This is a genomic window from Collinsella aerofaciens, assembly GCF_028209885.1.
Taxonomy (GTDB): Bacteria; Actinomycetota; Coriobacteriia; order Coriobacteriales; family Coriobacteriaceae; genus Collinsella; species Collinsella aerofaciens_BA.
This window is the reverse complement of sequence record NZ_JAQLEM010000003.1, coordinates 1-13529: the sequence shown is the minus strand read 5'-3', so window position 1 is coordinate 13529 and position 13529 is coordinate 1. Positions and strand designations below refer to the sequence as shown.

Annotated in this window: 12 protein-coding genes; 7 read left to right on the top strand and 5 right to left on the bottom strand. The window is 57.1% G+C overall.

Annotated elements, in window-relative coordinates; genetic code table 11:
* Positions 1-17 precede the first annotated feature (17 nt).
* A complete protein-coding gene (locus PMX21_RS01150) occupies positions 18-1109 on the bottom strand; it encodes a beta/alpha barrel domain-containing protein (protein WP_089572116.1) in 1092 nt (363 codons plus the stop codon).
* Positions 1110-1300: 191 nt separating this feature from the next.
* Between PMX21_RS01150 and PMX21_RS01145 the strand changes: the two genes are divergently transcribed.
* Positions 1301-1471, top strand: a complete 171-nt coding sequence (locus tag PMX21_RS01145) for a hypothetical protein (RefSeq protein ID WP_271757350.1) — start codon at positions 1301-1303, stop codon at positions 1469-1471.
* A 24-nt stretch (positions 1472-1495) separates the two neighbouring features.
* Here the strand turns inward: PMX21_RS01145 and PMX21_RS01140 are convergent, their stop codons facing one another.
* Positions 1496-2599, bottom strand: coding sequence for an RsmB/NOP family class I SAM-dependent RNA methyltransferase (locus tag PMX21_RS01140; RefSeq protein ID WP_271757347.1), 1104 nt, complete (start codon positions 2597-2599; stop codon positions 1496-1498).
* Between the two features lie 59 nt (positions 2600-2658).
* On the bottom strand, positions 2659-4809 hold the full coding sequence (locus PMX21_RS01135) for a class I tRNA ligase family protein (protein WP_271757344.1): 2151 nt from the start codon (positions 4807-4809) through the stop codon (positions 2659-2661).
* A 132-nt stretch (positions 4810-4941) separates the two neighbouring features.
* On the opposite strand from PMX21_RS01135, the gene PMX21_RS01130 reads away from it, so the two are divergent.
* Complete coding sequence (locus tag PMX21_RS01130; RefSeq protein ID WP_271748824.1) at positions 4942-5508, top strand: DUF3267 domain-containing protein; 567 nt, start codon at positions 4942-4944, stop codon at positions 5506-5508.
* A gap of 10 nt (positions 5509-5518) precedes the next feature.
* On the top strand, positions 5519-6094 hold the full coding sequence (locus PMX21_RS01125) for an epoxyqueuosine reductase QueH (protein WP_271748825.1): 576 nt from the start codon (positions 5519-5521) through the stop codon (positions 6092-6094).
* A 60-nt stretch (positions 6095-6154) separates the two neighbouring features.
* Here PMX21_RS01125 and PMX21_RS01120 read toward each other — a convergent pair whose 3' ends face one another.
* Together PMX21_RS01120 and PMX21_RS01115 are read right to left on the bottom strand one after the other, a co-directional pair.
* On the bottom strand, positions 6155-6811 hold the full coding sequence (locus tag PMX21_RS01120) for an XRE family transcriptional regulator (protein ID WP_052044062.1): 657 nt from the start codon (positions 6809-6811) through the stop codon (positions 6155-6157).
* A gap of 2 nt (positions 6812-6813) precedes the next feature.
* Positions 6814-8064, bottom strand: coding sequence for an arginine deiminase (locus PMX21_RS01115; RefSeq protein ID WP_035137321.1), 1251 nt, complete (start codon positions 8062-8064; stop codon positions 6814-6816).
* Between the two features lie 253 nt (positions 8065-8317).
* Here PMX21_RS01115 and PMX21_RS01110 point away from each other — a divergent pair, with 253 nt between their 5' ends.
* The 4 genes from PMX21_RS01110 to queA all read left to right on the top strand — a co-directional run bounded on the left by PMX21_RS01110 (position 8318) and on the right by queA (position 13421).
* Complete coding sequence (locus tag PMX21_RS01110) at positions 8318-9760, top strand: YfcC family protein (RefSeq protein WP_035137320.1); 1443 nt, start codon at positions 8318-8320, stop codon at positions 9758-9760.
* Positions 9761-9788: 28 nt separating this feature from the next.
* Positions 9789-11033, top strand: a complete 1245-nt coding sequence (locus PMX21_RS01105) for an arginine deiminase (RefSeq protein WP_035137319.1) — start codon at positions 9789-9791, stop codon at positions 11031-11033.
* Positions 11034-11065: 32 nt separating this feature from the next.
* A complete protein-coding gene (gene argF, locus PMX21_RS01100; protein ID WP_055285784.1) occupies positions 11066-12076 on the top strand; it encodes an ornithine carbamoyltransferase in 1011 nt (336 codons plus the stop codon).
* Positions 12077-12209: 133 nt separating this feature from the next.
* Complete coding sequence (queA, locus tag PMX21_RS01095) at positions 12210-13421, top strand: tRNA preQ1(34) S-adenosylmethionine ribosyltransferase-isomerase QueA (protein WP_271757340.1); 1212 nt, start codon at positions 12210-12212, stop codon at positions 13419-13421.
* Positions 13422-13529 lie beyond the last annotated feature (108 nt).

Sequence of the window (13529 nt, the reverse complement as noted above, 5' to 3'; positions counted from 1 at the left end):
GGGCCTTGCTGTTGCGGCTAGCGTTTCTTTCCGCGGAAGAAGAAGCCGTGCAGTGATGGCTTGAGGCCGCGATTGGCGCGATGCTCCTCGACGCGCTCGTGGATCGAAGCGACGCGCTCGATGACTTCGTCGGGAATCGGCACGTCGGGATTCATATTCTCGACTTGGCTGACCTCGGCGGCGGCGACCTGGTCGATAATGGGCACATCGTCGCGCGAGATGACAGGTGTGGCGTCTTCCTTCATCTTGCGATAACGCTGCATCATGTCGGTCTGTAGCTGCTGGGCCGAAGGCGGCGTCCAGATGATGGCGTTGGCGCCGGCGGCGATGGTTTCACGGATGCTCTCGGGCGTCTTGCCGCCCGGTGCGATGAGCGGCAGGTTGGGATAGTGCTCGCGCAGCTCGCGTAGGACCTGGGGCGTGTTCTTGCCGGCGGCGATGTTGAGAATCTTGGCTCCGGCGCGCACCTTGGCGTGAGCATCGTCGTCGCAGCGAACGACCGTGGCGATGACGGGGATGTCGGCGATGTTGGTGATGTGCTCGACCATCTCGGCAGTGGCGGGGGAGTTGACCACGCAGCCCGCCGCGCCCTGCATCTCGGAGACGGCTGCCATCTGCACGGAGCGCTTACCGGTCGTAGTTCCGCCGCCCACGCCTACAAAGACCGGGCACTCGGCGACGGTCAGCAGCGCTTGCGTAATGGCGGGCTGCGGCGTGAAAGGGTAGACCGCAAAAACGGCATCGGCGTTGGAGTTGCGGATAACCGCGACATCGGTGGTGTAAATGAGCGACTTGATGCGGCGGCCGAAGAGCGTGAAGCCGCTGGCCTCCTCGATCTCGTCGGGCATGCGAAGGGCAGCCTTGCGCAGACGTCCGTCGATGGGCAGGGGCTCCATGGGGAGCAGTCCGTTGGGGGTCACGGCTACCTGGGGCTCGGTGAACTCGTCTGCGAGCTCGACCTCGGAGAAATCGACCGAGGCGACGATGTCCTCGTGAACCTCGGCGGGCACATCGATGGGAGCTTGGTCGTTTGCCGCGGCAGGCGTGTCGAAGGAGCTGGTGCCGACGAAGGCGTCGACGCGCTCATTTAGATCGTTGAGGGTATCCATGGAGGCTCGATTCTATGTGATAACGGCCGGCGCTATGCAGCCGGAATTGCGAATGCTAAATCGTTTGACGAGTTGATTTTTCCCCGCCGCGCCATCCGTTAGACCGAAGGGCCGGCGAACGTGAAGGAGCTGTGGTGGCGGGTATCGAGGTGCTATCTTGAAAGTCCCGTTTAAAAGAGAGGTGACGCGGTATGGAATTTTCGGCAATGTTGGGCTCGATTGGCCTATGCGTGGGCGCAATCGTAGCCGCCGCGGTCATCTACTTTGTGGTCACGGCCATTAAGGGCAAAAGGGCCGAACGCAAAGAGCGCGCGACGCTTAAACAACATCGTGACCAGCAGGGCAAACGCGCACAGAGATAGCTTGTTGAGTTTTGAATCCGTGCGCTAGCTGCGTTTTCGGATCAGGGCAATGTAGAAGCCCTCAAAGTCGCGGCTAGGCGGAATGGTGAGCGTGCCGGGCAGGCCGTTGGCGATGGCCGATACCTGACCCGCGGCGATGGCCTCGGTGAGAGCGTTGCTCTCGATATGCGGCTCCTCGCCGGCATCCTGGGCGCGGCGTGCTTCACTTTCGCTTGGCGTGCCGTCGAGGGGGATGAGCTCGCAGTCCATATGCTTGTCGAGGGCCTCTTGCAGGGCGTCCTCGTTTTCCTGCGGCAAGATTGAACAGGTCGAATAGACGAGCGTGCCGCCCGGTTTAAGGGCTCCCATGGCGCGGTCCAGAAGTGCTCGCTGCGAGCGGGCACACTTGCTCAGCAGCTGCTCGGTCAGGCCGCGCAGGCTTTTCTCGTTGCCGCTGATGACGGTGCCCGTGCCGGTGCAGGGAGCGTCGAGCAGGATGCGGTCAAAGCGGAAGAACTCGTCGAGCTCGCGTGCGTCGATGCGCATGACGGGCACGTTTTTGGCACCTTGGCGGTGGAGGTTGGCTTCGAGCTTCTCGGCGCGGGGAATGCTCATCTCGCAGGCGGTGAGGTGTGCCTGGCCCTGGGTGAGGGCGGCGATCTGCGTCGTCTTGCCGCCAGGGGCTGCGCACATGTCCAGGATGTCCTCGCCGGCCTGAGCATCCAACACCAAAGGCGGCATCATGGACGACAGGCTCTGCAGATAGATCTTGCCGTCGCGGTAGATGTCGAGATCCCACAGATCGGAAACCTGGGCCTCGGGCAGGATAAAGGCGTCCGGATACCAGGTAACGGTTTGGTGCGCGATGCCGGCGGCATCGAGCGCCGCAGCGATGTCCTCGGCGGTTGCCTTGAGCGTGTTGGCGCGCAGCGTGACCGGGCGTGCGGCTGCGGCGCCAAAGCCCTCGATCATGAGCTCGGCATCGGTGAGGGCATAGGCGCCAGCGACCGTATCGACCATAAAGCGCGGCAGGTCGGCGGCGCAGGGAAGGGCGGCAAGCTGGTCGGAAAGCTCGGTGGCGGCAAATTGCCTGAGCTTGAGCTCGGGCTTGACCTGCTTTTTCTGCTTACGACGACGCGGCTTGGACATCCGTCTTTCCTTCCCGTCCCAAATTGACTACTTTCCGGGCACGCCGCTGCTGGCGTGCTTTAGTACTGGCTCTCGTGCTTGCTAAAGAAGTCGAAGCGCGGGGGCAGCGGCTTCACGCGGTGGTCGCCGGGCTTCTCGCCCAGGCTCTCTACGAACTCGTCCGTGGAGGCAAAGATGTTATCCCAGCTAAAGAAGGCGACCGGATCGACGTCGAAGTACTCGCAGATGAGTTCGCAGCCGGCCGGGACGATACCGTGCATCAGGACGGTCGCCACGCGCAGCTCGGTAAAGGCATCAACCAGGGCCTGCGTCATCGCTGCGTTTGCTTCGTCGCCCTCGAGCTTGTTGGCGGCCTTGGAGGCGTCGCTCCAGCGCTTGTTGGCGGCGCGCAGGTAGTCGTCGCACACGGCAAGCGCGCGGTGCGTCTCGAACTTGTACATGGCCTGCTCAAAGGCAAGAGCTGCCTGCTCGGCAGCCTCGACCACGGCGGCAGAGGCGGCACCGGCGGGGATGCAGCCGTTGCGATAGGGGCTCTCGTCGCCTTCCTTGACGGCGACGCCGTAGAAGCAGCTGCGGGCCAGACGGTTGAATACGCCGGTCAAAAGGGCGCTCTCCTTAAGGGCCGGATCGATAACGCGCTTGTCGTCGCAGGCGCGCACCTCGTTGCCGTCCTTGTCCTTGCCGGTCACACGCGTGTCGTATGCCTTGGGGCTAAAGCTCACCGGCTTTTCGGACAGGCCGAGCGACAGCCAGTGCGCACGCATCTGCTCGCAGGTGTAGTGGTTGAGCAGGTCGTCTGCCGGCGGGGGCGGCGTCTGCGAGGACGAGCTGGCCTTTTTGCCCATGTAGAGCAGGTGGTAGCAGGCGCTGACGGTGCTCTGCGTGAGGTCCCATCCCAGGGCCTCCCACATGGCGGTCTGCGCGATGCAGTAGAAGTAGATGTTGTCCTGACCGATAAACTGGTAGATCTGTGCGTCGTCTGAGCACCACCAGTCGCGCCAGTCGAGCGAGCTGTGCTGGTAGGTGGGCGCGGGGACCTGCGTGGAGTCGGCAGCGGGCTCGCCCATGAGGGCGGCATCCTGGGCGGCGACGCCCTCGGTCACGCCGGCGGCCTTGGCATCGCGCGCGAGCACGGTACGCGTATAGCTGATGGGCGCCCACAGGCTCTCGGGCCAGCACCAGCAGGTGACGTCGGAGACGCCATCGACCTCGGGCACCGGAACGCCCCAGTCGATGTTGCCGGTGATGCGGAAGGGCACGAGTGCCTTGCCGCTGCGGAAGCGCACGCCGCCGTTGGCGAGCACCGCGTGGGCGTCATCGCGCTCCTTCCAGCTGGGGAAGGTGACGGTAAAGCTGCTCTTGTTGCCCTCGGGCTCCAGCACGGTGTGCTCGGGGAGCTGGTCCTCGACGGCGTCGAAGGCCTCGCGGAATTTGTTCTGAATGTAGAGCTGAGCCGGCAGCAGCCACTCATCCATGGTCTTGGAGACCACGGAGCGAACCTGCGGGTTCTGGGCGAGCTTGGCGGTGTAGGTCTTCATAAAGTCGAGGTAGGCCGGCAGGTCGAAGTAGAGGTTGTCGACCGGGCGCAGCTCGGGCACCTCGCCGGTGAGCTGGCTCTTGGGCGCGATGAGCTCCTCGGGCTCAAACTGGTGACCCAGGTCGCACTCGTCGGCGTAGGCTTTCTCGGACTTGCAGCCCTGGATGGGACAGCGGCCGATCACCTGGCGGCCGTTGAGGAACGTGCCGGCCTTGGCGTCGTAGAACTGCAGCGTGGAGCGCTTGGAGATGGTGCCCTGTTCGTGCAGACGCTCGATAATCTCGGCGGTCACCTCGTTGTGAATCTGCGCAGCCGGCTCAAGGCCCGAGCCGCCGTAGATATCGCAGCTGATGTTGTAGTTGTTGAGGGTCGCGGCCTGGCGGGAGTGATTGGACTCGACATACTCGCCGATGGACTTATCGTAGCCTTCGTTCTCCTTGAGCTTGCGGTAGCTCTCCATGATGGGCGAGCCGTAGCAGTCGGTGCCCGAGGTGAAGATGACGTTCTCGCGGCCCAGACGGTCGCGCAGGAAGCGGGCGAAGAAGTCGGCAGGGACAAAGACGCCGCCAACGTGGCCAAAGTGAAGGCCCTTGTTGCCGTAGGGCTCGCCGGCGGTAACGATGGCGCGGCGAGGCCAGCTGGGACGGTCGTTCATGGAGTATTTGGATGCCATGGGACTCCTTCGCATATGGTGAGAGCGCAGCCGGGCGTGGGGCTCGGCGGCGCGGTGGTCAATTCGTGCATATCGTTCGACATTATCGCACATGCGGACGGGTACGTGGCAGGGGCGCTATCCTAAGATGCTATGAATGAGATTTCCAACATACATGCGTTTGAAGACGAGGATTTTCTGCACGCCTGCTTTGTGTGGGGGATGACCGTGCTCGGCGCATTTGCCGTGTGCTTGGTGCCGGTGTTTATGTTGCTGGGTGGGCCTGCAGACTTGGATGCGGCTGACGCGGGCGGCTGGATGGCTGTCGTGGGCTGGATAGTCGGCTTGGCTGCGATCTCAATGGCGTCGTTCGCCGTGCACGAGCTGGTGCACGGTGTGTTTTTTAAGCTGCTGGCGCCTGCGGGCGCGAAGGTGACCTTTGGGGCGAATCGCGAGACGGCGATGATCTATGCCTGCGCAGAGGGCGTTGTGTATTCGCGCCGGCGGTACATGGCGGTTTGCCTGGCGCCGACGGTTGTTGTGACGGCGGCGCTTGCCCTGGGGTTTGCGTTTTCGGGCTATCCGCTGCTGTGCTACCTGGCGGCCGGCTTGCATTTGTCGGGCTGTGTGGGCGACTGGTATTACGTGCGGACCATTTTGCGCGACCGCCGCATTGTCGCCTGCGAGGATACGTCCTTTGGCGTGCGCTTTTTCGGGTGAGGAGATGTCGATGAAGCCGTTGTTGCTGCATGCGTGCTGTGCGCCGTGCTCTCTTGAGCCGGTCCGCCTGCTGCGCGAGGAAGGGTTTGAGCCCACAATCTGCTGGACAAACCCCAATATTCAGCCGCACGATGAATGGCAGCGGCGTTTGGACGAGCTGCGCCGGTGGTGTGCCGATGGCGACATCGATCTTATCGAGGCGGGGGAGGACCGGGGGCGCTGGGAGGCCGGCGTGGCCCCGCTGGGCGCCGATCGAGCCCGTCGCTGTCGCGCATGCTATGCCCTGCGTCTGGCCGAGGCGTGCCGTGTGGCCCAGGAGCGCGGGTTTGAGTTTGTGGGCACGACGCTCGCCGTCTCGCCGTACCAGTTGTTCGAAACCTGCAATGATGTGTTGGAGCGTCTGGCTGCTGCCCGCGGTCTCACTCCGGTGATTCGCGATTTTCGCCCGTATTACCCCGAGGCCACGCGTCGTTCGCGCGAACTGGGCATGTATCGGCAGAACTACTGTGGCTGCCGCTTCTCGGCTGTCGAGGCGGCCATGGACCGCGCCCGCATCCGCGACGAGCGCAAAGCGTCCAAAAAGTAGTTCTTTTGGGCTGGGGCTTTGAGCTGTCTGTGCGGTACGGTCGTTTTTGGGAAAGTCGATTTAATTAAGCGTGTGATCGTGGCTCGCTTGATACCAAACGACGACTCCTATGATTCTAATCCTCCGTTTGTTAAACATCAGATCCGGACTTGCTGTTGCATATGAATGGGACGACAGCACAATCATGTCGTTTCCTTCTGCAAATCGCCTAATTACCGGTGTTTTACCGTCTGCGAGCGCCAATACAGCACAGCCGTTCCAAGGCTTTGCGGTGGTATCGACAAGTAGTAAGCTGCCGGGAGGGTAAATGCGGGACATTTCGTCACCTTTGATTTTAACGAAAACGCTATGTGGGTGACGCTTGGCTACGTCTACAGGCGCGCAAGCATTTTGTTGGCTGTGCGTGATGCGGCGCTTTTGCGATTCGATATCGATGACGGGAAATGCGCCCTCCATTTCGTGGATAGCAGGGTCTTCGTCGGTGACGATTCTTTTATTTGCGAGCTTTACGGCCAAACCGTTTTCCTCGCCAACAAGTTCATCGCGGGTGCAACCGAAGAGCGCTTGTAACTTTTCGATATGGCGCTCACGGGGGGCATACCGACTTTTTTCCCAACGACAAACGGTCTCTTTAGATACCCCCAACATCTCTGCAAGTTGCGCCTGACCAAGGTGCTCCATGGTGCGGAGTTTACGAATATTTGCCCCGAAGCCCATGGCTATAGATCCTCTCGCCACAGAGGGAGGCATAGACAGTTTGTGCCACCATAGCCTTTGGTGAGCTCGTCAATGGATAACGGGAATAATTCCATTCCTGCTTTCTCAAGCGCTTCGTTGGTCCAAACGTTTTCTTCATATACGCATAGTTTTCCTGGCGAGAGCGCAAGGATAGACGTTGCGTTGTTCCGGCGCTCTCTTTCGTAGGCGGTTTGATTCCCGCCTCCGCAGTCAATTACTTTTATTGGTTCGCAACAGGCTGCAGAGAGTATTTCCGGAATCGTGCGATCGATAGGAGTGATCGTAAGGCCCTTTCCGGATCGTTTTAGTTGAATGCTGTATGCATCAACGGCATTGCATATCTCACGATCGATGAGGAACGCGTCGTGATCAATTCTACTTATGAACGTATCGAGGTGGATACGCAGCCCGTCAGAGGGGACTCGAATCGCAATTAGCTCGGTGGTCTGGAATTTATTTGAGGTCAGGAGCTCTTTGGCAAGTGACTCGACGGCGGCGGGTTCAGTTCGGTCAGAGATTCCAACTAATAATGTCTTAGCACTGATAACAAGAATGTCTCCGCCTTCGATATGGTAACTACTCCTGTTCAAATCACATACCGGGGTTTCTCCCATGATCTTGTGGTGGGTGAATATCTGCCGGTATAAGGCGACCTCACGATCACGCTCAGGCCAATACATATGATTTAGGATGATGCCGTCTCCGACTACCACAGCAGGATCACGAGTGAAAAAAAGCGTGTTGAGGGGATTGACCAAGAGCGAGGCGGGGTCAAATTGCTCGTGCACGAGCGCCCGTAGTGTTTCCGACTGGTTTGAACATAGCTCAGTGTCTCCAAAGCGAATGCCGTTAAGTACTATATTCACCAATTCCTGGGTGTTCTTAGCGTTCTCAAACAGCTGGGTTATTGTCTCGAGGAACTCTCTGCCTGTTGCCCCACTGCAACGGAGGTAGTCATCAATAAAACATTTAAGTGATTGGGGCTCAGTTTCAAGTGAGTCTTCGAGAAGGTCCCTAATTTCAATGGTTTCTACGCCATGCTTCTCAAGCAATTGAACCATGGAATCGTGCTCATATATTGCTTTGTCGAGGTCAAAACGACCACTCCATTTTCGCAGGGAGAAAACTTGGCTGAAGTCGGCATCAGGGTAGTTTTGTGTTTCAGTTCCTGGTCGATGGACAAGTACGGCTTTTAAATGACCGATTTCATTTGTTATGTGTACGCCTTGCATGTCTGTCTCCTGTCCTGCTGGTTTTTATATAAGGCTAAGGCAGGTTCCTTGTTGTGTTGCGGAAAAGTTAAAAGACGTATGTAATTGATAAATAACATCAATTTTAAATATCAGATTGATTAATAACGTCACTTTAGCTGCCGTTCATAGGTGAAAAGCGACACGATGGCGATGGTTGGCCGACCACCGCTGAGCAACCTCATACATTTATGGTGCCAGCTGGATAGATGGGAAAAGGAATGAAGGAGGAGATATGGCAGCGGAAAGTTCGAAAGGCATCAAGCAGTTCAAGGTCCCGCACGTATATGCGATCATCTTTGCACTTATGGTCATCTTCGCTGTTCTCACGTGGATTGTTCCCTCTGGGTCCTATCAGCGTCAGGAGGTGAACGGTCGTGAAGTCACTGTCGCAGGTACGTATGAGCAGAGTGAAAAGACATATATTGACGAGGAAACCGGGGATGAAGTAGATCTCAGACAAGGCGTCTTCGATGTTCTTCAGGCTCCAACGCGCGGTATACAAGAGGCAATTGAGGTCGTTGCATTCATCTTGATTGTGGGCGGTTCGTTTCAGGTTATTACTAAAACGGGCGCTATCACGAGCGGAATGGGTCGTGTCGTTCGCCGCTTTAAGAACAAAGACATTCTAATTATTCCTATTGCGATGGTTCTCTTTGCATTGGGCGGAACGAGCTTTGGCATGGCGGAAGAAACTCTCCCGTTCTTTGCGATCTTCATGCCAATTATGATGGCTATGGGCTTCGACTCGATGACGGCGTTCATGGTCGTGTTCGTTGGAGCGCGCACGGGTTACATCGCCTCAACGATTAATCCGTTTAATGTTCTCATTGCGCAAGGTATTCTTGGTATTCAGGGCAACCCCCAGCTGTGGCTGCGTATGATTGCCTGGGTTGTTTTGACTGCCGTTGCAATTACTTGGGTTGTCCTCTATGCACGAAGGGTAAAGAAGAACCCTGAGTCATCGATCACATTTGAGGATGATATCGCCAAGAAAGTCGAGTTCGCTGCCGATGAATCTGCCCTTGACGCGGAATTTACGGGTCGTCAAAAAGGCGTGCTTGCGGTATTTATCGCTGGTATGTGCCTTATCATCTGGGGACTTGTGACCCAGGGCTGGTATATGAACGAGATTTCTGCGGTCTTTTTGGCCATGGGCCTGTTGGCTGGTGTTATTGCGGGCTTTAGTCAGGACGTCATCGCTCAGGAATTTGTTGCGGGTATCGCTGACTTTGCTTTCTCGGCAATTGTCGTTGGACTTGCGCGTGGCATCCTTGTCATTGCCTCTGACGGCATGATCATCGATACCATCCTCAATGCGCTCGCCACTGGTCTGGGCGGCATCCCGGCGGTTCTCTTTACTACGCTTCTTTATGCGGTTGAGAACCTCCTGGCGATTCTGGTTCCCAGCTCATCTGGCCTTGCAGCACTGACCGCTCCCATTTTTGGACCTTTGACCGAACTCATGGGCCTAAATCCCGAGGCCGCCGTGTGGGCTCTCTCCATGGGTAGCGCGACGATGTCTTTGATCTGTCCTACTAGCGCCATTCTTGTAGCGGGTTTGGGCGTGTGCAAGATCAAGCTTGGCCAGTGGTGGAAGACCGTTTGGAAATTCTTCTTGGTCGTGTCGCTCATCAATATCGTATTCGTAGCAATCTCGGGACTTATTGCCCTGTAGGTTTCATGGCTGAAATGGAGTAACAGGAATGTCTAAAGGACTGAATGTACACAGCGAGATTGGTAAGCTCAAGAAAGTTGTGCTTCACCGCCCCGGTCGTGACCTTGTGAACGTAAAGGCAGAAGAGTTCGAGGATGTCTGGATTCACGACTGTTTCTATCTTGATGTGGCTCAAAAGGAGCATGATGCCTTTGCGGATCTTCTGAGGAGCGAAGGTGTTGAGGTTCTCTATATGGAGAAACTCGTTGCTGAAGCGCTGGATGCATGCCCCTCGGCTCGCGCTGAGTTTACCGATACATTTATGGCTGAGAGCGGGATTGTCAATCCTATGCTTGAGCAGGCTGTTCGTGAAAAGCTCGACGCTATTTCAGATTCGTATCAGTTTGTACTTGAGGCTATGGGGGGGTATCGTTATCGTGACCTTGAGCTGCCTCGCGTTTCGACTACGCTTAGTATGATGGATAATGAGGATGCGAAGCCCGATGATTTGGTGTTGAAGCCTCTTCCGAGTTCATATTTCTCTCGCGATCCTCTTGCTTCCGTGGGCAAAGGCGTTCTGCTTCACCATATGTATTGGAAACAGCGAGATCGTGAAGTGCCCTTCTACGAAGCGATTTTCAAATACCATCCCGATTATGCAGGGACTCCGATTTGGTACGACCATAAGAATCCCTGGCATATCGAGGGCGGTGATGTGCTTAACATTAACGCTCATACCTTGGCTATTGGAATTAGCCAGCGAACTGAGGCGGCTGCGATTGAGGAGCTTGCAAAGAATTTGTTCTGGGGATCTGGGAATTCTGAGATCGATACCGTTTACGCTATTAAAATCCCCAACGGCTATGCTTACATGCATCTTGACACCGTTTGCACCATGGTGGATTTCGATAAGTTCACAGTTTATCCCGGTATTTTTGAGACCCTTCGTGTTTATCGTCTGACTCGTGGTGACTCTGAGGGAATGGTCGCTGTTCAAGAGATTGATGACACGCTTGAACATATTCTTGAAATGGCTACTGGCGTGGAGAAGGTGCAGCTTATTGAGTGCGGTGCCGGCGATATGGTTGAGGCATCTCGCGAGCAGTGGAACGACGGGTCGAACACTCTTGCCGTTGCTCCTGGTAAAGTCTGTGTTTACGAGCGCAATGTTGTCACAAATGATGAGCTCTACAAGAACGGTTTGGAACTTTTGGTCGTTCCCTCCGAGGAACTGTCCCGCGGTCGTGGTGGCCCGCGCTGCATGAGCATGCCCTTCTGGCGCGAAGATATTTAGTTGCAAATCCACTGTGATGGGAGATGGCGAATATGGGTGTTAATATCGCTGGGCGCAGTTTTCTGAAGCTGCTTGATTACACGACGGAAGAGATTGAGTATCTGCTTGAGCTTTCTGCTAACTTCAAAAGCATGAAGCGTGCCGGTGTTCCGCATAAATACCTTGAAGGCAAGAATATTGTTTTGCTATTTGAGAAGACTTCCACGCGTACTCGCTGCGCCTTCGAAGTTGGTGCACTTGACCTTGGCATGGGTGTAACTTATTTGGATCCGGGCTCGTCTCAGATGGGTAAAAAGGAGTCGATTGAGGACACGGCTCGCGTCCTTGGCCGCATGTATGACGGAATTGAATACCGCGGCTTTGAACAGGCGAAGGTTGAGGAGCTTGCTGCAAAAGCTGGGGTTCCCGTTTGGAATGGGCTGACTACTGAATTTCACCCGACTCAAGTGCTTGCCGATATTCTGACCATGCGTGAAGAGTTTGGAGAGATTAAGGGCAGGAAACTTACATTTTTTGGTAAGGCGGCCGGAAACGTCGCTGATTCGCTCATGGTCATTTGCGCTAAGCTCGGCATTAACTACTGTTCTTGCGGCCCAATCGGGGGAAATTCGGAGGGGGCTACATCCTATGATCCTGAACTCCTTGCAGAATGTAGTCGTATTGCGGCCGAGCATGGATCGACGATTACCATTACAGAGGATATTGAGGAAGGCGCTCGTGATGCCGATGTAATTTACACGGATGTTTGGGTTGGCATGGGTCAGCCCGCAGAGCTGTGGGAAAGCCGCATTAAGCTCATGTCGCCGTATCGTGTGACCGCTGAGGTGATGTCTATGGCAAAGCCCGAGGCGATTTTCCTCCACTGCCTTCCGAGCTTCCACGATACTAATACTACTGTTGGTGCCGAAATTGCTGAGAAGTTTGGAGTTACCGAAATGGAAGTCACGGACGAGGTTTTTGAGTCCGATAAGTCTCGTGTTTTCCAAGAAGCGGAGAATCGCATGCATACGATTAAGGCGGTGATGTACGCAACGCTTAAGTAGCAGGGCGTTGAGAAAACAGTCGCAAATCTGTTTCCATACTATATTTCTCTCAACAAGCTGATAGGATACAGGGGAGAATGATGTGCGCGTCAGTCGATTTTTTCGACTGACGCGCTTTGTGAAAGAGGCAAAGATGCGTACCGATGATTTTGACTATAACCTGCCCGAAGAGCTCATTGCCCAGGCTCCTGCCGAGCCGCGCGACTCCTGCCGCCTGCTGGTGGTGGATCGCAAGGGCTCCCAGGCGGGAACGCCGCTGGAGCACGGCGGTACCGTTGAGCACCGCATCTTCCGCGACATCATCGACTATATCGAGCCGGGCGACGTGCTCGTCATCAATCAGACGCGCGTGATGCCGGCTCGCCTGATCGGTCGCAAAGCCGGCTCGGGCGGCGTGGTCGAGACTCTGCTGCTCAAGCGCCGCGAGGACGTGGATCCGCTGGGCCATGTTTGGGAGTGCTTGGTCAAGCCGGGCAAGCGCCTGAAGCCCGGTGCTCATATTGAGTATCGCGCCGGTGGCGCCCATGCGCCCGAGGGGGCTCCCATGGTGCTGACGGCCGAGGTTGTCGACTTTGTCACCGATAGCCGCGGCGGCCGCCTGGTACGCTTTGAGCCGGCCGGTTGCAATGCCGCCGGCGAGCCGCGCACGCTCGACGAGGCCATCCATGCTGCCGGCCACGTGCCGCTGCCGCCCTACATTACCGATTACGAGGGCGATCCCGAGAAGTACCAGACCGTCTACGCCATGAAGGAGGAGCATTCGGCCGCTGCTCCCACGGCGGGTCTGCATTTTACTCCCGAGCTCATGGCTGCCATCGAGGCCAAGGGTGCCAAGTTTGCCGCCGTCGAGCTCGAGGTGGGTATCGATACCTTCCGTCTGGTGGAGGAGGACGACCCCACGCAGCACGTGATGCACACCGAGCGCTACCACGTGTCGCAGGAGGTTGTCGACGCCGTGCATAAGGCTAAGGCCGAGGGGCATCGCGTGATTGCTGTCGGTACCACCGCAGTGCGCTCGCTCGAGAGCGCCTTTGACGCGGACGCGCCGGTGTCCGATCCGGCCGTGACGGCGCGCTATTTTGAGGGCCGCGAGGACGGGGCCGATACACTTGGCCGCGGTGACATCGTGGTGCGCGAGAACGCGACAACGCAGCTCTACCTCATGCCCGGCTCGACCTATCATGTGGTCGACGCGCTGATCACGAACTTCCATGTGCCTCGCTCCACGCTCATGATGCTCGTAAGCGCGCTTGCCACCCGCGACCAGATCATGGATGCCTACGCCGCCGCCATCGAGGAGCGCTACCGCTTCTTCAGCTTTGGCGACGCCATGCTCATTCAGTAGGTTACGGCGTTTTACAAACGCCGTAACCAGTCGACGCTGCGCGGGCCGCATTTGGACAATCTGACGTTCAACTTCAAGGGCGCGACCAAAAGGTCAGCGCCCTTTCGT